Annotated in this window: 1 protein-coding gene; it reads left to right on the top strand. The window is 74.3% G+C overall.

Features of this window, described 5'->3' with window-relative positions; genetic code table 11:
* Positions 1-19965, top strand: a complete 19965-nt coding sequence (locus H4696_RS50180) for a type I polyketide synthase (RefSeq protein WP_225956835.1) — start codon at positions 1-3, stop codon at positions 19963-19965.
* The last annotated feature ends 228 nt before the right edge of the window (positions 19966-20193 follow it).

The raw sequence follows: 20193 nt of genomic DNA, 5'->3' as shown, positions 1-20193 counted from the left end.
ATGGACAACGAAGAGAAGCTCCGGCACTTCCTCAAGCGCGTCACCGTGGAGTTGCAGGAGACGCGCGCGAAGCTGCGGGAGGCCGAGACGGCCGACCAGGAACCGATCGCGATCGTCGGGCTCGGCTGCCGCTTCCCGGGTGGCGCGTCGACGCCCGAAGCGTTGTGGAACCTGCTGTCCTCGGGGCGGCACGCGATCACGGAGTTCCCGGCCGACCGCGGCTGGGACGTCGACCGGCTGCACGACCCGGACGGCACCTCGCGAGGCACGTCCTCGGTGCGCCACGGCGGTTTCCTGCACGAGGCCGGTGACTTCGACCCGGCGTTCTTCGGCATCTCGCCGCGGGAAGCGCTGGTCATGGACCCGCAGCAGCGGCTCATGCTGGAAATCTCGTGGGAGGCGATCGAGCGCGCGGGCATCGACCCGGCGTCGCTGCGCGGCTCATCCACCGGCGTGTTCTCCGGCACGAACTTCCAGGACTACATCCACCTCGCCGCGAGCGCGGCCGAAGGCGCCGAGGACTACCTCTCCACGGCCAACGCCTCCAGTGTCCTTTCCGGACGCGTCGCCTACGCGCTCGGCCTGGAGGGGCCCGCGATCACCGTCGACACGGCGTGCTCGGCGTCGCTGGTCGCGATGCACCTGGCCGCGCACGCCCTGCGCCGCGGCGACTGCTCGCTGGCGCTGGCCGGCGGCGCGACCGTGATGGCCACCCCGACGTTGTTCATCGCCTTCAGCCGTCAGCGCGGGCTCGCGCCCGACGGCCGCTGCCGCTCGTTCGCCGAGGGCGCGGCGGGCACCGGCTGGGGTGAAGGCGCGGGCGTGCTCGTGCTGGAGAAGCTGTCCGACGCCGAGCGCAACGGCCACCGCGTTCTCGCCGTGCTGCGGGGGAGCGCGGTCAACCAGGACGGCGCGTCCAACGGCCTCACCGCCCCGAGCGGGCCGGCGCAGGAGCGCGTCATCCGCGCGGCGCTGGCGGGTGCCGGGCTGACCCCGGCCGACGTCGACGCCGTCGAGGCGCACGGTACCGGCACCACGCTCGGCGACCCGATCGAAGCCCGGGCGCTGGCCGCCACCTACGGCCGGGACCGCGACGGCGAACCGCTGTGGCTCGGCTCGGTGAAGTCGAACCTGGGGCACACCCAGGCCGCCGCCGGCGTGGCCGGGGTGCTGAAGATGGTCTTGGCGCTGCAGCACGGCGTCCTGCCGGAGACGCTGGGTGTCGACGCGCCGACGTCGGCGCTCGACTGGGACAGCAGCGGGCTGGCCCTGGTCACCGGCACCCGGCCGTGGCCGGAGACCGGGCGGCTGCGCCGGGCCGGTGTCTCGTCGTTCGGGCTGAGCGGGACCAACGCGCACGTCATCCTGGAGCAGGCGCCCGCGGTCGAGGCCGTCGCCGAGCCGTCGCCGCGGGTGCCCGGGGTGCTGAACTGGCCAGTGTCGGGCAAGAACGCAGCGGGCTTGCGCGGCCAGGCCGCGCGGCTGTTGTCCGTTGTGGACTCGTCACCGCTGGACCTCGCTTTCTCCTTGGGTACTTCACGGGCCGCGCTGCCTCATCGAGCGGTGCTCACTGGGTCTACTGTGGACGATCTGCGGGCCGGGCTCACCGCTTTGGCCGAGGGGAACGGCCCTTCCGGTGTCGCGACTTCGGGCGCTATGGCGTTCCTGTTCACCGGACAGGGATCACAACGTGCCGGGATGGGTCTCGAACTGCGGGAAGCGTTCCCGGTGTTCGCCGAGGCTTGGGACGCCGTGTGCGCCCACCTCGACCCGGCGCTCGCCGAGGTCGTGCGGACCGGTACCGGGCTCGACGACACGAAGCACGCGCAGGCCGCGTTGTTCGCGCTGGAGGTCGCGCTCTTCCGGCTCGTGGAGTCGTGGGGGCTGCGGCCGGACTACCTCCTCGGGCACTCCGTCGGCGAGCTGGCCGCGGCACACGTCGCCGGGGTGTTCTCCCTGGAAGACGCCTGCGCGCTCGTCACCGCCCGCGGCCGGCTCATGCAGGAGCTGCCGGCCGGTGGCGCGATGCTCGCCGCCGAAATCACCGAAGCCGAAGCCCTCGGCCTGATCACCGGCCCGGAGGTTTCGCTGGCCGCGGTCAACGGGCCGGACTCCGTGGTGTTCTCCGGGGACGCGGCGGCCATCGTCGCGCTCGAAGCCGCGCTGAGCGGCCGGCGGACCAAGCGGCTGCGGGTCAGCCACGCCTTCCACTCGGCGCGGATGGAACCGATGCTCGGTGAGTTCGCCGCCGTCGCGCGCCGGATCTCCTACGGCGAGGCGACGCTGCCGGTCGTGTCGAACCGCACCGGCCGCGCCGCGACCGCGGGGGAGCTGCAGGACCCGGCGTACTGGGTCTCCCACGTGCGGGACACCGTCCGCTTCGGCGACGGCGTGCGGTGGCTGGCCGAGCGGGACGTCACCCGGTTCGTCGAGCTGGGACCGGACGGCGTGCTGTCCGCGATGGTGAGTGGCGACGACGTCAAGTGCGTGCCGCTGCTGCGGTCCGGGCGGCCGGAGGAACAGTCCGTGGCCACGGCCGTCGCGGCGCTGCACGTCGCCGGGGTTCCCGTGGACTGGAGGGGCTTCTACGCCGGCACGGGCGCGCGGCTGATCGACCTCCCGACGTACGCCTTCCAGCACGAGCGCTACTGGCCCGAGGCGACCCCGCCGGGCGCGGCGGCGACCGACCCGGGCGGGCTCGGCCTGACCGCGGCCGGGCACCCGCTGCTCGGCGCGGCCACCGGCCTGGCCGACGGCGAGGGCCACCTGTTCACCGGCCGGCTCTCCGCGGCGGCGACGCCGTGGCTGGCCGACCACGTCGTCATGGGCGCGATCCTGTTGCCCGGCACGGCTTTCCTGGAGCTGGCGATGCGGGCGGGCGACAGCGTCGGCTGCCCGCGCGTCGCCGAGCTGACCCTGGAAGCGCCGCTGGTCCTGCCCGAACGCGGCGGCGTCCGGCTGCAGCTGCTGGTCGGCGCCCCGGACCACGCGGGGCGGCGCGCGTTCACCGTCCACTCGCGACTCGAGGACGAACCCGAGGACACGGCGTGGGAGCGCCACGCCGGCGGCGTGCTGGCCCCCGGGGCCGCCGATCCGGTGCCGCTGGCCTGGCCGCCCGCGGACGCCGAAGAGGTCGACCTCACCGGCTTCTACGACGGCCTCGCGTCCGCCGGGTTCGGCTACGGCCCGGCGTTCCAGGGCCTGGAGCGCGTCTGGCGCCGGGGCACCGAGGTGTTCGCCGAGGTCACCGCCCCGCGGAAGGCGGGTGCGACGGACGCGTACGGCCTCCACCCGGCCGTCCTCGACGCGGCGCTGCACGCCCTGGGCGCGGCCGACCGCGGCGAGGACGCCGACCGGCTGTTGCCGTTCGCGTGGACGGGCGTGACGCTGCACGCGCCGGGCGCCTCGGCGCTGCGGGTCCGGATCGACGCGGCCGACCCGGTGTCGGTGGCGATCGAGGTCACCGACACCGCGGGCGAGCCGGTGGCGTCGGTGGAGGCGCTGGCGCTGCGCCCGGTCGCCGCGGGCACCGGCGCCGGGCGGAAGGCCCGGCACGAATCGCTGTTCACCGTGGACTGGGTCCCGGTCCCGGCCACCGCGGCGGCGGGCCCGGTGGACTGGCCGGCGCTCGGCGAGGCCACAGGGACGCCCTCCCACGTCGTCTACCGGCCCTCCGGCGGCGACACCCCCGAAGCTGTCCGCGAGACGCTGCGCGAAGTCCTGCACACCGTCCAGACCTGGCTCGAAGACGACCGCTTCACCGACTCGCACCTGGTCGTCGTGGCCAGTTCCACCGACCTCGCCACCGCGCCGGTCTGGGGCCTCCTCGGCTCGGCGCAGGCCGAGCAACCCGGCCGTATCACCCTCGTCGACACCACCGACGACGCGCTGCTCGGCGCGGCCGTTGCGCTGGGGGAGCCGAAGGTCGTCGTCCGCGAGGGGAAGCTGCACGTCCCGCGGCTCGGCCGAGCCGCCGTCGCGCCCGCGTCCGAAGGCCGCTTCGACGGCACCGTCCTGATCACCGGCGGGCTCGGCGGGCTCGGCTCGCACCTCGCCCGGCACCTGGTCGCCGAACACGGCGCCCGCCGCCTGCTCCTGCTCGGCCGCCGCGGCCCGGACACCCCGGGCGCGGCCGAGCTGATCGCCGAGCTGGGCGTCGAAGCCACCGCCATCGCCTGCGACGTCACCGACCGCGAAGCACTGGCCGCGGTCTTCGCCGAGCACGAGATCACCGCCGTCGTGCACACCGCGGGCGTGCTCGACGACGCGACTTTCGGGGCGCTGAGCGAAGACCAGCTCGACGCCGTCCTGCGACCCAAGGTCGACGCCGCCTGGCACCTCCACGAACTCGCCGAGCACGCCCAGACGTTCGTGCTCTTCTCGTCCGTGGCCGGGGTTTTCGGCGCGGCCGGGCAGGGCAACTACGCCGCCGGCAACGCCTACCTCGACGCCCTCGCCGCCCACCGGCGCGCGAGCGGCCTGCCCGCCGTCAGCCTCGCCTGGGGCGCGTGGGAGACCGGCATGGCCGGCACCCTCACCGACGCCGACCTCGACCGGATGACCCGCGCCGGCACCCCGCCGCTGACCCTCGACCAGGGCCTCAGCCTGTTCGACGCCGCTCTCGGCGCGGACGACGCCCTCCTCGCGCCGGTCCGGCTCGACCTCGATACGCTTTCCGCCGCACCCGAAGTGCCACCGTTGCTGCGCCGCCTGGTCCGCGGCAGCACGCGCCGCCGGGCCCGCGCCGACTCCGGGCTCACCGCCCGCCTCGCCGGGCTGGCCCCGGCCGATCGGCAGCGAGCGCTCGTCGACCTCGTCCGCACGCACGTCGTCGGCCTGCTCGGCTACAGCTCGATCGGCCAGGTCGAACCCGGACAGTCCTTTTCGGACCTCGGGTTCGACTCGCTGTCCGCGGTCGAGCTGCGCAACGCCGTCCAGGCCGACACCGGCCTGCGGCTGCCCGCGACGCTCGTCTTCGACTACCCGACGGTCCTCGCCCTCGCTCGCCACCTGCACGACGAACTCGTCGGCACCCTCGAAGCGGTCCAGGCCCCGGTGCGTACGGCCCCGGTCGAGACCGACCCGGTCGTCATCGTGTCCATGGGCTGCCGCTACCCGGGCGGCATCACCTCGCCCGACGAGCTGTGGGACTTCGTGCTCGGCGACGGCGACGGCGTCTCCCGCTTCCCGGGCGACCGCGGCTGGCCGGTCGACGCCCTCTACCACCCGGACCCCGACCACGCGGGCACCAGCTACACCCGCGAAGGCGGCTTCCTCGACGACGTCGCCGGCTTCGACCCCGGCTTCTTCGGCATCTCCCCGCGCGAGGCCCTCGCCATGGACCCGCAGCAGCGCCAGCTGCTCGAGACGTCGTGGGAAGCCTTGGAGCGCGCGGGGATCCGGCCGGAAACCCTGCGGGGCAGCCGCACCGGTGTCTACGCCGGGATCATGTACCACGACTACCTCGGCGCGAACGTCGAGTTCCCGGCCGACTCGCTCGGCTACCTCGGTACCGGCAACGCGGGCAGTGTGCTGTCCGGGCGCCTCTCGTACGTCTTCGGCCTGGAAGGACCGTCGGTCACGGTCGACACGGCGTGCTCGTCTTCGCTGGTCGCGCTGCACATGGCCGCGACCGCGCTGCAGCGCGGTGAGTGCGAGCTGGCCCTGGCCGGTGGTGTCACCGTCATGGCGACGCCGGGGACGTTCATCGACTTCAGCCGTCAGCGCGGGCTCGCCGCCGACGGCCGCTGCAAGTCCTACGCGGACGCCGCCGACGGGGTCGGCTGGTCCGAGGGTGTCGGTGTCCTGGTCCTGGAACGGCTTTCCGACGCCCGCCGCAACGGCCACCCGGTGCTCGCGGTCGTCCGGGGCAGCGCGGTCAACTCCGATGGCGCGTCCAACGGCCTGACCGCGCCGAACGGCCCGTCGCAGCAACGCGTGATCCGGCAGGCGTTGTCCGCCGCCGGTCTGTCCACTTCGGACGTCGACGTCGTCGAAGGCCACGGCACCGGGACCACCCTGGGTGACCCGATCGAAGCCCAGGCCCTGCTGGCCACCTACGGCCAGGACCGCGACGAGTTCCGGCCCCTGCTGCTCGGCTCGATCAAGTCGAACCTCGGGCACACCCAGGCCGCGGCGGGTGTGGCGGGCGTGATCAAGTCCGTGTACGCGCTGCGGTCCGGTGTCGTGCCGAAGACCCTGCACGTCGACGCGCCTTCGTCCCATGTGGACTGGACGGCCGGGGACATCGAGCTGGTCACCGCGACCCGGCCGTGGCCGGAGACCGGGCGTCCGCGCCGCGCGGCGGTGTCGTCGTTCGGCATCAGCGGCACCAACGCCCACGTCGTTTTGGAACAACCCCCGGCCGCCGAGCCGGAACCCGCTTCCGCCGGGCGGCCCGCGCCGTGGCTGCTGTCGGCCCGCACCCCGGAAGCCCTGCGGGAGCAGGCGAGCCGGCTGCTGGCGTCCGGCCCGGGTGACGTTGCCTGGTCCCTGGCCACGACGCGCACCACGTTCGAGCACCGCGCGGTCCTGACCGGCGACCCCCTGGCCGCGCTCGCCGCCCTCGCGGACGGCACCGACGCTCCCGGGCTCGCGGTCGGCGAAGCGGTATCCGGCGTCCGGACGGCGTTCCTGTTCACCGGTCAGGGCGCCCAGCGCGCCGGAGCGGGCCGCGAGCTGGCCGAGCGGTTCCCCGTGTTCGCCGCCGCGCTCGACGAGATCTGCGCGCACTTCGACCCTTCGCTGCAGGAGCGGATGTTCGACGCCGAGGCGTCGCTTGAATCGACTGACGTCGCCCAGCCCGCGTTGTTCGCGATCGAGGTAGCGCTGTACCGGCTCGTGCGTTCGTGGGGTGTCACCCCCGACCTGCTGCTCGGGCACTCGATCGGCGAGCTGGCCGCGGCACACGTCGCCGGAGTCTTCTCTCTCGAGGACGCGTGTCGGCTGGTCGCCGCCCGTGGCCGCCTGATGGCCGCCCTGCCCGCCGGTGGCGCGATGATCGCGATCGGCGCACCCGAAGCCGTGGTGGCGGAAGCACTCGACGACCGGGTGTCCATCGCCGCCGTCAACGGGCCCGAGTCGGTCGTCATCTCGGGCGACAAGGCCGCCGTCACGGAGATCGCCGCCGCGTTCGCCGCGGACGGGCACCGTACCCGCCGCCTCGCCGTGAGCCACGCCTTCCACTCGCCGCTGATGGACCCGATGCTCGACGACTTCCGCGCGGTCGCGGAGACGATCGAGTACGCGGCCGCCGAGCTGCCGGTGGTGTCGAACCTGACCGGCGCGGTCGCCGGTCCGGAACTGTCCACTGCGGACTACTGGGTGCGGCACGTCCGCGGCGCCGTCCGGTTCAGTGACGGCATCATGACCCTGGTCCAGGACGGCGTCACCGCGTTCCTGGAACTCGGCCCGGCCGGGGTGCTCAGCGCGCTGGCCGCGGAAACCCTGCCGCCGGAAGCGGTCGCGGTACCGTGCCTGCGCCGCGACCGCGACGAGGAAGAGTCCGTCGTCGACGCACTCACCGCGCTGCACCTGCACGGGGTCGAAGTTGAGTGGGCGTCCTACCTGGACAGTGGCCGCCGCGTCGAGCTGCCGACGTACCCCTTCCAGCACGAGCGGTTCTGGCCGCGCGTGGCACTGCTGACCGGCGGTGCCGGGCTCGACGCCGTCGCGCATCCGATGCTCAGCGGCGGCATCGAGCTGCCCGAGTCCGGCGGATTCCTCTACACCACACGGCTTTCCCTCGCTGCGCACCCGTGGCTGGCCGGGCACCGGATCGCGGGTTCGCTGCTGCTGCCGGGTACCGCGCTGCTGGAACTGGCCGCCGCGGCCGGTGAGCAGGCGGGCTGCCCGGTCGTCGGCGAGCTGACCCTCGAAGCGCCGCTGGTCCTGGCCGAGGAGGCCAGTACGCAGGTCCAGGTCGCCGTCGGCGCACCGGGCGAGGACGGCGACCGGCCCGTCACGATCTACTCACGCCGCGAAGACGCGCCGGACGAGCTGTGGCTCCGCAACGCCGGGGGCACGCTGCGCGCCACCGGAGAGCCCGCCGCACCGGTCGTCCGGCCGGCCGACGCCACCGAGATCGACCTCGACGGCCTCTACGACCGGTTCGCCGACCAGGGCTTCGAGTACGGCCCGGCCTTCCGCGGCCTGACCGCCGCCTGGCGCCACGGCGAGGACGTCTACGCCGAAGTCGAGCTGCCCGAGGACGAGCCCGCCGAGGCGTTCGGGCTGCACCCGGCGCTGCTCGACGCGTGCCTGCACGCCACCTCGTTCGGCGCCACCGTCCGCCCGGGCGCCCTGCCGTTCTCGTGGGAGGGCGTCACCGTGCACGCCTCGGGCGCGACCGCGGTGCTGCTGCGCGTCTCGCCCCTCGGCGACGACGCGGTGTCCCTGCACCTGACCGGCCTCGACGGCGAACCGGTCGCGACTGTGCGCTCGCTGGTGCTGCGGCCCCAGACCGCGGCCCCGGCCGCCGACCGCGACTCGCTGTTCCAGCTCGACTGGACGCCGATCGCCGTCGGCGCACCCGAAACCGGCGCGGTCTCGGTCGCCGGCGTCGATCCGCTCGGCGTGGCGGGCGTTTTCCCGGCCGCCACCCGGCTTTCCGGCCCACTGGACGGCGAAGAGGGCGTCGTCCTGTGGCCGCTGGCCGCCGACGAGACCGCCGACGTCGTCCAGGAGACGCACGAACTGACCACGCACGTGCTGGGCCTGCTGCAGGACTGGCTGGCCGAGGAGCGGCCCGCGCGGCTCGTGCTCGTCACCCGCGGCGCGACGACCGGGGCCGACCTGCCCGCGGCCGCCGTCTGGGGCCTGGTCCGCACCGCGCAGGTCGAGCACCCGGGCCGCGTCGCGCTCATCGACCTCGACGGCACCGATGCGTCCCTGGCCGCCCTGCCCAACGCGCTCACCACCGGAGAACCGCAGCTCACGCTCGTCGACGGCGAACCCCGCGCCGCCCGCGTCGCCCGCGCCGACGCGGCACTTTCACGTGAAAGCTACGCTTTGAACCGCAAAGCGGCACTTTCACGTGAAAGTGCCGACCAGGGAGCCGCACTTTCACGTGAAAGTGCGGGCTGGGACCCGGACGGGACCGTGCTCATCACCGGGGGCACCGGCGGGCTTGGGGGGCTGCTGGCCCGGCACCTGGTCACCGAGCACGGCGCCCGGCACCTGCTGCTGGTCAGCCGCCGCGGCCCGGCCGCCGAGGGCGCGGCCGAGCTGGCCGCCGAGCTCACCGCGGCCGGAGCCCAAGTCGACGTCCGGGCCTGCGACATCGCCGACCGCGACGCACTGCGGGCGCTGCTCGACGACGTTCCGAGCGAGCACCCGCTCACCGCGGTCGTGCAGACCGCCGGTGTCCTCGACGACGGCGTCCTCGGCTCGCTCACGCCCGAACGGCTCGCGGCTGTGCTGCGGCCCAAGGTCGACGCGGCCTGGAACCTGCACGAGCTGACCCGCGACCTCCCCCTGGCCGCGTTCGTCTCGTTCTCCTCGGTCGCCGGCACCTTCGGCGGCGCCGGGCAGGCGAACTACGCCGCCGCCAACGCCTTCCTCGACGCGCTCGCCCTGCACCGCACCGCCGACGGCCTTCCCGCGCAGTCGCTCGGCTGGGGCCCGTGGGCCGCGGCGACGGGCATGACCCGCACCCTGAGCGAAGCCGACTTCGAGCGGATGGCCCGGCTCGGCATGCCCGTGCTGCAGCCGGAGCAGAGCATCCGCCTGTTCGACCGGGCGCTCACCACCGACCGCGCGGTGCTGCTGCCGGTCCGCCTCGACCTCCCGGTGCTCCGCACCCAGCCGGAGATCCCGCCGCTGCTGCGCGGCCTCGTCCGCGTCACCGGCCGCAAGCAGGCCGGCCGCGGGGCCGCCGGGCTGCTCCGCCGCCTCGCCGGGCTGACGCCGGAAGAGCGCGCCGACGCGCTGCTGACGCTGGTGCGCGAGCAGGTCGCATTGGTGCTCGGGCACGCCGACGCCACGGCCGTCCCGGCCGCGAAGACGTTCCAGGAACTGGGGTTCGACTCGCTCACCGCGGTCGACCTGCGCAACAAGCTGACCGCCGCGTCCGGGGTCGCGCTGCCGGCCACGACGGTGTTCGACTACCCGACCGTCACCGCGCTGGCCCGCCACCTCGGCGAGCAACTGGGCGAGGGCGACGGCGACCGCGTCGACGTCGCAACGGTGACCGCGGCGGTGGCCGACGAGCCGATCGCGATCGTCGCGATGAGCTGCCGCTACCCGGGCGGCGTCACCACCCCCGAGCAGCTCTGGGAGCTGGTCACCGGCGGCACCGATGCGATCACCGAGTTCCCGGCCGACCGCGGCTGGGACGTCGACGCCCTCTACGACCCCGACCCGGACCACCCGGGCACGTCCTACACGCGCCACGGCGGGTTCCTGCACGACGCCGCCGAGTTCGACGCCGCGTTCTTCGGGATGAGCCCGCGCGAGGCCGTCGCCACCGACACCCAGCAGCGGCTCTTGCTGGAAGTCTCGTGGGAGGCGTTCGAGCGCGCCGGCATCGACCCGCGCACCCTGCGCGGCAGCCGCACCGGCGTGTTCGCCGGCGTGATGTACAACGACTACAACAGCCTGGTCGCGGGCGCGGACCTGGAGGCATACCAGGGCAACGGCAGCGCGGGCAGCGTCGCATCCGGGCGCGTCGCCTACGTGCTCGGGCTGGAGGGCCCGGCGGTCACGGTGGACACGGCGTGTTCGTCGTCGCTGGTGGCGCTGCACTGGGCCGCGCAGGCGCTGCGCTCGGGGGAGTGCTCGCTGGCGCTGGCCGGTGGCGTCACGGTGATGTCGACGCCGGGCACGTTCGTCGGGTTCTCGCGCCAGCGCGGGCTTTCCCCGGACGGCCGCTGCAAGTCCTTCGGGGACGGCGCGGACGGCGTCGGCTGGTCCGAAGGCGCCGGGATGCTGTTGCTGGAAAGGCTTTCCGACGCCCGCCGCAACGGCCACCCGGTCCTGGCGGTGGTCCGGGGCAGCGCAGTCAACTCCGACGGCGCGTCCAACGGGTTGACCGCCCCGAACGGCCCGTCGCAGCAACGCGTGATCCGGCAGGCGTTGTCAGTCGCCGGTCTGTCCACTTCGGACGTCGACGTCGTCGAAGGCCACGGCACCGGGACCACGCTGGGCGACCCGATCGAAGCGCAGGCGCTGCTCGCGACCTACGGCCAGGAGCGGGAAACGCCGCTGCTGCTCGGCTCGGTGAAGTCGAACATCGGCCACACCCAGGCCGCGGCCGGTGTCGCGGGCGTGATCAAGATGGTCGCCGCGCTGCGGCACGGGGTCGTGCCGCCGTCGCTGCACGCCGGGGAAGTGTCGTCGCATGTGGACTGGACAGCCGGGGACGTCGAGGTCGTCACCGACAACCGGCCGTGGCCGGAGACCGGCCGGGTGCGGCGTGCGGCGGTGTCGTCGTTCGGCATCAGCGGCACCAACGCGCACACGATCATCGAGCAGGCCCCGGAACCGGTGCTCGCGGAAGCGCCGCCGGACGCCGGGGTCGTGCCGTGGCCGGTGTCGGCCACGACCGAACGCGCGCTGCGGGAGCAGGCCGCGCGGCTGGCCGGACTCGACGTCAACCGCGTCGACGCCGGGTACACCCTCGCCACCGGCCGGGCCGCGTTCGACCACCGCGCGGTGGTGTTGTCGGAGCACCGCGCCGAACTGTCCGCGGCGCTGGAAGCGCTGGCGTCCGGCGAATCGCACCCCGCCGTCGTCACCGGCCGGGTCGTCGAATCGGCGAAGCTGGCCGCGTTGTTCGCCGGGCAGGGGGCCCAGCGGCTCGGCATGGGACGTCGGCTCTATGCCCGGTACCCCGTCTTCGCGCAGGCCTGGGACGCGATCGCCGAGCAGTTGCCCGGCGAGTGGGCCGGGGTCGTCTGGGGCGAGGACTCGCGGCGGCTCGCGGACACGGCCGCAGCGCAACCCGCGCTGTTCGCCCTCGAAGTCACGCTGTACCGGCTCTTCGAGTCGTGGGGCGTGCGGCCCGACTACGTGCTCGGCCACTCGGTCGGCGAGATCGCGGCCGCGCACGTCGCGGGTGTGCTGTCGCTGGCCGACGCGTGCACGCTGGTGCGGGCGCGCGCCGAGCTGATGGGTGCGCTGCCGGCGGGTGGCGCGATGGTGTCCGTGCGCGCCACCGCCGCGGAAGTCGAGCCGCTGCTGGGCGACGACGTCGCGATCGCGGCGGTCAACGGCCCCGACGCCGTGGTGCTCGCTGGAGCCGAAGAAGCCGTGCTCGCTGTCGCCGAACGGTTCGAGAAGGCCAAGCGGCTCACGGTGAGCCACGCGTTCCACTCGCCGCTGATGGACCCGATGCTCGACGAGTTCCGCGCGGTGGCTTTGGAGCTGGCCTACGCGCCGCCGCGGATCCCCGTGGTTTCGACGGTCACCGGTGCGCTCGTCACGGACTTCACCGCGGAGCACTGGGTTGACAACGTGCGCCGGACGGTCCGGTTCGCCGACGGTGTGACGGCGCTGCACGAGCACGGCGTGCGCGTGTTCGCCGAGTTCGGCCCGGACGGCGTCCTCTCCGCCATGACGGCGGGTACGGTGGCCGACGCGGTCACGGTTCCGTTGCTGCGCAAGGAAACCCCCGAGCCGCGGGCGGCGCTGGCCGGGCTCGCCGGGCTGCACGTCGTCGGGGCCCGGGTCGACTGGCCCGCGGTGCTGCCGGGCGGCCGGCGCGTGGACCTGCCGACGTACGCGTTCCAGCGCGAGCGGTTCTGGCCCCGCGGCGGCGCGACCCCGCGCGGCGACGCGACGGCGGCCGGCCTGGGCGTCGGCGGGCACCCGATGGTCGGGGCCGTGGTGCGCCCGGCCGGGTCGGGCGAGGTGCTGCTGACGAGCCGGCTGTCGGTGTCCGGGCACCCGTGGCTGCGCGGGCACGTCGTCGGCGGCGCGGTCGTGCTGCCCGGCACGGTGTTCGCGGAGCTGGCGCTGCGGGCCGGGGACGAAGCCGGGACGCCGTGCCTGGACGACCTGATCCTGGAGGCGCCGCTGGTGCTGCCCGAGCGCGGCGGGGTCCAGCTGCAGCTGCGGGTGTCCGCACCGCGCGAGGACGGGCGCCGGACGCTGACCGTCCACTCGCGACCGGAAGACGGCGACGACCTGACGTGGGTCCAGCACGCGACCGGCGTACTCGGCCCACGCCGTGCGGCGACGGCTGCTTTCCCTTGGCCGCCCGCGGTTCCGCCGGTCGACCTTTCCGACCACTACGAGCGCCTGGCCGACGGCGGCTTGTCGTACGACGGCCCGTTCCGCGGCCTGCGGGCGGCGTGGCAGTCCGGCGACGAGGTGTTCGCCGAGGTGGCCCTGCCCGCGGACGACGCGGGGGAGGCGGGCGCGTTCGGCCTGCACCCGGCGCTGTTCGACGCGTGCCTGCACGCGATCGGCTTGCTGGGTGGCGAAGCCGGGTTGCCGTTTGCGTGGGAAGGGGTGCAGCTGCACGCCACCGGCGCGGCTTCGGTCCGGGTGCGGATCACGCGGACGGCCGCGGGGGTTTCCCTCGCGATCGCCGACACCGCGGGGGAGCCGGTGGCCGAGGTGGCCACGCTGCGCCTGCGGCAGCCGACGGAGGTCCGGCAGGTCAGCCAGGAGAACCTGTACCGGCTCACCTGGACCCCACTGGCCGTCGAGCCGAAGGAACTCACCGATTTCGGCGTTCTCGGGTCGGCTGATGTGCTTCGGGAAGCAGAATCCTTCACCGACCTCGAAGCCGCCGCCACCGCCGCGCCCAGTCTCGTCGTCCTCCCGCTGCTCGACCCGCCCGGCGACGACCCCGCGGCCACCGCCCTCGCCGTCACCACCCGCGTCCTGGACCTCCTCCAGCGCTGGCTCGCCGACGATCGCCTCCGCGAGACCCGCCTGGCCGTCGTCACCCGCGGTGCCACCGAAGGCAACCCCGTCGCCGCGGCCGTGTGGGGCCTGGTCCGCTCCGCCCAGGCCGAACACCCGGGCCGCCTCACACTCGTCGACACCGACGGAAGCAGCACTCTCGAAGCCGCACTGGCGGCCGGCGAACCGCAGGTCGCCGTCAAGAACGGCCGCGTGCACGGCGGACGGCTCGCCCGCGTCGCACTTCAACCCGAAGCACGGGAATTCGGCGACCCCGACGGCACCGTCCTCATCACCGGCGGCACCGGCGGCCTCGGTGCGGTCTTCGCCCGCCACCTCGCCGCCGAGCACGGGATGCGGCGGTTGCTGCTCGTCAGCCGCAGCGGGGGCGACCCCGCCGAAGTCGCCACCCTCGTCGCGGAACTCGCCGCGCACGGCACCGAAGTCACCACCGCCGCCTGCGACGTCGCCGACCGGGACGCGCTGCGGACCCTGATCGACGGTCTCGAGCACCCGCTCACCGCCGTCGTGCACAGCGCCGGCATCCTCGACGATGGGGTCCTCGGCTCGCAGACCGCGGAGAGCTTCGAGCGCGTCCTGCGGCCCAAGGTCGCCGGCGCCTGGAACCTGCACGAACTGACCCGGGACCTGCGGTCGTTCGTCGTGTTCTCCTCGGTCGCCGGCACCGTCGGCACCGCGGGCCAGTCCAACTACGCCGCCGCCAACGCCTTCCTCGACGCCCTCGCCCGGCACCGCCACGAACAGGGCCTGCCCGCGACCTCGCTCGGCTGGGGCCCGTGGGCGTCCGGCAGCGGCATGACCAGCGACCTGTCCGACGCCGACCTCGCGCGGATGGCCCGCGCGGGCACTCCGGCCATCTCCACCGAACTCGGCACCGCGCTGTTCGACGCCGCGCTCGCCGCGGGTGTCCCCGACGTCGCCCCGGTCCGGCTCGACCTGCCGGTGCTGCGTGCGCTGGGCGACGTCCCGCCGGTGCTGCGCGGCCTGATCCGCGTCCCGCTCAAGCGGTCCGCGGCGGGCGCCGAAGCGGCCGTCGGGCTCGTCCAGCGGCTCGGCGCGCTCGACGCCGCCGGGCGCACCCGTGCCGTCCGCGAGCTGGTCACCACCCAGGTCGCGCAGGTGCTCGGGCACGCCGACGGCGGCGCGATCGACGCCGGCCAGACGTTCCAGCAGCTCGGCTTCGACTCCCTGACCGCCCTCGAGCTGCGCAACCGGCTCGACGGCGTGACCGGTGTCCGGCTCGGTGCCACTGCCGTGTTCGACTACCCGACCGTCGCCGCGCTGGGCGAGCACCTCCTGGAGGCACTGCTCGGCTCCGGGGCCGTCGCCGACGAGACGCCGAAGCCGGCCGCGGTGGCCGGCGACCCGATCGTCATCGTCGGCATGAGCTGCCGCTTCCCCGGCGGCGTCGAGTCGCCCGAGGACCTCTGGCGGCTGCTCGCCGAGGAACGCGACGCCATCACGGCGTTCCCGGCCAATCGCGGCTGGGACGTCGCCTCGCTCTACCACCCGGACCCGGACCACCCGGGCACGACGTACACGCGCGAAGGCGGCTTCCTGCACGACGCGGGCGACTTCGACCCCGAGTTCTTCGGCATGAACCCGCGCGAAGCCCTCGCCACCGACGCCCAGCAGCGCCTGCTGCTGGAGACCGGCTGGGAGGCCGTCGAACGCGCCGGCATCGACCCGGTGAGCCTGCGCGGCAGCCGCACCGGCGTGTTCGTCGGCGTGATGTACAACGACTACGGCCTGACGCTCAACCACCTCGCCGACACCGACGGCTACGAAAGCAACGGCAGCTCCCCGAGCGTCGCTTCGGGCCGCGTCGCCTACACCTTCGGCTTCGAAGGCCCGACGCTGACCGTCGACACGGCGTGCTCGTCGTCGCTGGTCACCCTGCACCTGGCCGCGCAGGCGCTGCGCGGCGGCGAATGCGAACTGGCGCTGGCCGGTGGCGCGACCGTGATGGCCACGCCGGGCACCTTCGTCGGCTTCAGCCGCCAGCGCGGGCTCGCCGCCGACGGCCGTTGCAAGGCGTTCTCCGACGACGCCGACGGGCTGGGCTTCGCCGAGGGCGTCGGCATGCTGGTGCTGGAACGGCAGTCCGACGCGCTCCGCAACGGCCACGAGATCCTCGCGGTCGTGCGCGGCAGCGCGGTCAACTCCGATGGTGCGTCCAACGGCCTGACCGCGCCGAACGGCCCGTCGCAGCAACGCGTGATCCGCCAGGCACTCGCCGCATCCGGGCTGTCCACTTCGGACGTGGACGCGGTCGAGGCGCACGGCACCGGCACCGCGCTCGGCGACCCGATCGAGGCGCAGGCCCTCATCGCGACTTACGGCCGGGACCGGGAACACCCGCTGCCGATCGGCTCGGTCAAGTCCAACATCGGGCACACCCAGGCCGCCGCGGGTGTCGCCGGGATCATCAAGATGGTCCTCGCGATGCGCCACGGCGTCCTGCCGCGCTCGCTGCACACCGAAACCCGGTCGTCCCATGTGGACTGGGACGACAGCGGCGTCGAGGTGCTGGCCGCGGCCCGGCCGTGGCCGGAGACCGGGCGCGTGCGCCGCGCCGCGGTGTCGTCGTTCGGCATCAGCGGCACCAACGCGCACGCCGTGCTCGAAGCCGGCCCGGCGCCGGTGCCCGCGCCCGAACCGGCGCAGCCGCCGTCGATCGTGCCGTGGGTGCTGTCCGGGCGGACCGCCGGTGCCCTGCGCGGGCAGGCCGAACGGCTGCTGGCGCACCTCACCGACCAGGATGTTTCCGCCGTCGGCCGGGCGTTGGCGGGCCGGACGTCGTTCGGGCACCGGGCCGTCGTCGTCGGCGAGGACCGGGCCGGGCTCGTCGCGGCGCTCGCCGCGGTGGCCGCGGGTGAGGCGGCCCCGGACGTCGTGACCGGACGCGCGTTCGGCACGCGCAACCCGGCCTTCGTCTTCCCCGGCCAGGGTTCGCAGTGGGCCGGGATGGCTCGCGACCTCCTGGCCGCGTCGCCGGTGTTCGCCGCGACGATGGCCGAGTGCGCCGCCGCGCTGAGCGAGTTCGTCGACTGGTCCCTGTTCGACGTCCTCGACGACGCCGAAGCTCTCGAAGAGGTCGACATCGTCCAGCCCGCGCTGTGGGCGGTGATGGTGTCGCTCGCCGCGCTGTGGCGCGAGTTCGGCGTCGAACCCGCCGCCGTCGCCGGGCACTCGCAGGGTGAGATCGCCGCCGCGTGTGTCGCGGGTGGACTGTCCCTTCAGGACGGCGCGCGCGTGGTCGCCCTGCGCAGCCGCCTGATCCGGCAGAAGCTTGCCCGCACCGGTGTGATGCTTTCGGTGGTGGCCCCGGTCGACGACGTCCGCGCGCTCGTGGGCGACGACGTCTCGATCGCCGCGGTGAACGGGCCCAAGCTGGTCACCGTCTCCGCCGACGAGAACGCCATGGCGAAACTGGAAAAGCGGCTCTCTGCCGCCGGGATGATGCGCTGGCGCCTGGCCGGGGTCAACTTCGCCGCGCACTCGCCGCAGGTCGAACTCCTCGAGGACGACCTGCTCGAACTGCTCGCGCCGGTGACGCCGCGCAGTTCCGACGTGCCGTTCTACTCGTCGGTGACCGGCGGCTTGCTGGACACCGCGGAGCTGGACGCCCGGTACTGGTACCGGAACCTGCGCCAGACCGTCCTGTTCGGCGAAGCGGCCGACGCGATGGTGGCCGGCGGCGCGAGCGCGTTCATCGAGCCCAGCCCGAACCCGGTGCTGAAGATGGCCCTCGAACAGACCATGGACCGCACCGGCGAACCGCTGGTGTTCCAGGAAACGCTGCACACCGGCGAAGGCGACTGGCGCCGGGTGGTCACCGCGGTCGCCGGGGCACACGCCCAAGGCGTCACGATCGACTGGGAAGCGTTCTACGAACGAGCCGGCGTCACCGCACGGGTGCCGCTGCCGACGTATGCCTTCCAGCGCAAGACCTATTGGCCCGAACCGGCTCCGCAGGCCGTCCCCGAGGGCGGCGAGAGTGCCGCCGACGCGCGGCTGTGGGGCCTGGTCGCGGCGACCGACGGCGAGGTGCTGGCCTCGGCGCTGGAGGTCGACCGGGCCGCGCTGGACGCCGTGCTGCCCGCGCTGTCGTCGTGGCGGGAGAAGCTGCGCACCGAAGCCGCCGTCGACCGCTGGTGGTACCGCATCGACTGGACGCCGCTGAAGCCCCCGGCGGGTGCCGCCGGGCCGGGCCGCTGGCTGGCCGTCGTCCCGGAGGACACCGGCGACTGGGGCGCGCGGGTGCTCGCTGCGCTCCCCGGCGACGTCACCGTCGTCACCGTGACCGACCCCGACCCGGCCGCCCTCACCGCTCGGCTCGGGGAACTGGCGGGGCCGTTCGACGCCGTCGTGTCGCTGCTCGCGCTGAGCACCCGCCCGATCGACGCGGCGCCGACCGCGCCACCGGGCGTCGTGCTCACCGCGGTGCTGGTCCAGGCACTGGCCCGGGCCGGGGTCGAAGCCAAGCTGTGGTGTCTCACCCGCGAAGCGCTGCCGGTCGAGGGACGGCACGCGGCCGCGGACACCGTCGGCCAGGCGGCGGTCTGGGGCTTCGGCCGCACCGTCGCGCTGGAACGCGCGGCGGCCTGGGGCGGCTTGGTCGAATTGCCCGCCGACCCCGGCGAAGCCGACCTGCGGCACCTGCCGCACGTGCTGGCCGGCCTCGGCGGCGAAGACCAGATCGCCCTGCGCGACGGCCGCCTGCTGGGCCGCCGCCTCCGGCGCACGACGGCGGCGGAGACCCCGTCGGTCACCCCGGCGCTGGCCGGGCCGGGCACGGTCCTCATCACCGGCGGCACGGGCGCGCTCGGCGTCGAGACGGCCCGCTGGCTGGCCGACGCCGGCGTCCGGCGGCTGGTGCTGACCAGCCGCCGCGGACCCGCCGCCCCGGGCGCGACCGAGCTGGTCGAGGAGCTGACCGGCCGCGGCGCCGAGGTTTCGGTGGTCGCGTGCGACGTCTCGGACCGCGCCCAGGTGGCCGCGGTGCTGGCGGCCATCCCCGAGACGGACCCGCTGCGCGGCGTCGTGCACGCCGCGGGCGTCGCCCAGGACGGCGCCGACGTTGTCACGCTGACCCTGGAGGAGGTCGAAGGCGTCCTGAAGTCCAAAGTGGAGGGTGCGCGGCACCTCGACGAGCTGGTCGGGGACCGGGAGCTGGACTTCTTCGTGCTGTACTCGTCGGTGTCGGGCATGCTCGGCAGCGGCAAGCTCAGCGCGTACGCCGCCGCGAACGCCTACCTCAACGCACTGGCCGAGGACCGCGAGCGCCGCGGCCTGGTGGGGGTGTCGATCGGTTGGGGCGTGTGGGGCGAGGCCGGCATGGCCATGCAGGGCGACATGCTCGAACACATGCAGCGCCACGGCCTGGTGCCGCTGGTCCCGGAAGAGGCGATGGTGGCGTTCGGGCGGGCCCTGAGCGTCCGCGGTTCGGTGCTGGCGGCGGACTTCGACTGGAACCGCTTCGCGCAGACGTTCACGCTGCCCCGCGAAAGCCCGCTGCTCAGCGAGCTGCCGGAGGTCCGCCAGGCGTTGTCGGCGGCGGGCTCCGAACGCGACGCGGTGGTGGCCGAGGCGACGCTGCACGAGGAACTCGCCGGACTGGACCCGGCGGAACGGCGGGACGCGCTGCTCCAGCTGGTCCGCACGGTGGCGGCCGAGCTGCTCGGCTACGGCGAACCGGGCGACATCGAGCCGTCACAGGCGTTCCGCGAGATGGGCGTGGACTCCCTGGCCGCGGTGGAGGTCCGCAACGTCCTGGGCGAGCGCACCGGCCTGCGGCTGCCGTCGACGCTGGTGTTCGACCACCCGACGTCTCAGGCGGTGGCGGCCCACCTGCACCGCGAGCTGTTCGGCGACGAGGCCGACGTCCCGGCGTCGGCGGAGGAGGCGAGGGTCCGGAAGTTCCTGGCTTCGGTGTCGTTCGACCAGCTGCGTTCCCTGGGGCTGGTGGAGCTGCTGTCGGAGGCGGCGGAGCGCTCGGATGATGCCACCCCCGAGTCCGAGGACGGCGACGTGGGCGAGATGGACGCGGACGACCTGGTCCGCTTCGTCCTGGGCGGCGACGAAGCCTGACCGGGGCTCACGGAGGCGGCACTTTCACGTGAAAGTGCCGCGTCGGTCGTGCCCGGCAAGCGCCCCAATGTGGCGTTCGGTGCGTCAGACGCACCGAACGCCACATTGGGTGCGTCTGACGCAACCAACGCCACATTGGGGCGCTCGCGGGGCGGCGGGAGGGGACCGGGGCTGAGCTGGGGTTCCGGGGCGTTCGGGGCGGACCGCAGGTCGAAGGGCAAGTCTGGG

Origin of the sequence: Amycolatopsis lexingtonensis (assembly GCF_014873755.1) — a bacterium.
Lineage (GTDB): Bacteria > Actinomycetota > Actinomycetes > Mycobacteriales > Pseudonocardiaceae > Amycolatopsis > Amycolatopsis lexingtonensis.
This window is presented reverse-complemented; position numbering and strand designations above follow the sequence as displayed.

Excerpts from the sequence above, each read along its gene's own strand:
- H4696_RS50180 (WP_225956835.1), top strand. The coding sequence starts at position 1 with ATGGACAACGAAGAGAAGCTCCGGCACTTCCTCAAGCGCGTCACCGTG.